Source organism: Klebsiella sp. A-Nf5, assembly GCF_002810545.1.
In the GTDB taxonomy this organism is placed as follows: domain Bacteria; phylum Pseudomonadota; class Gammaproteobacteria; order Enterobacterales; family Enterobacteriaceae; genus Klebsiella; species Klebsiella variicola.
In genome coordinates this window covers 1-747 of sequence record NZ_PIOG01000114.1, presented here as the reverse complement: position 1 = coordinate 747, position 747 = coordinate 1, and the positions used below count along the sequence as shown (strand labels likewise).

The following is a 747-nucleotide window of genomic DNA, read 5'->3' as shown; positions in this document are numbered from 1 at the left end:
GACGATGCGCGGGCGCATAATCGGGAGATTTTTCGAGCGTCTCGCGCCAGCAGCTCACCGCCTCTTCATAGCGACGTTTGCTGTACCAGAAGCAACCGAGCAGATAGCGGGCAAAAGCGCTGTCGCCCAGCGTTTGCAGCATCTGAACTTCATCAAGCGTGTTAGGGAAACGAACGTTGCGCGCATGACAGCGCTCGGCGGCGGCAACAAACTGTTGGCGTTGATTGGCATCGTCACTTAACGACGCACGCCACAGCATCGGCAACGCTTCCTGACAATCCAGAACCTCAAGCACCTCTTTCGCCGCCATTTTCTGTCCGATAGAGAGCAGCCAGCCCGCCAGCAGGCTGCCGTTGATCCCTCTGCGCCCTGTGACGCGCAGCAGGGTCTCTCGCGCTTCGTCACTCCGCTCAATCATCCAGCGCGCGCAGTGCAGCGGGTAGCTCAACGGGTATTGCTCAAGAGAGGCGAAAACAGACTCCAGCGCCGCTTGCTTCTGCCCGCGGTTTGCTAACGCCAGCGCTTTAAGCCCCATCGCCAGTGGGTTGCTGGCGTTGAATCGCAGGCTGGTATTAACTTTTTCCAGCGCATCGGCGACATCACCGCGCTTCATCGCCAGCCGCGCCAGCGACCACCAGGCGGCGTCACGGCAGTTACCGCTCCAGGAGGCTTTGAAATAGTGATCCCAGGCGCCTGCATCATCCCCCTGCCTTTCCAGTGTACTGGCTAGCAGCATACTGGCTTCGC

Annotated in this window: 1 pseudogene; it reads right to left on the bottom strand. The window is 59.8% G+C overall.

The window, feature by feature from the left end:
• A pseudogene (locus CWM53_RS10995) lies at nt 1-747 on the bottom strand (DUF5107 domain-containing protein); the annotation flags it as partial.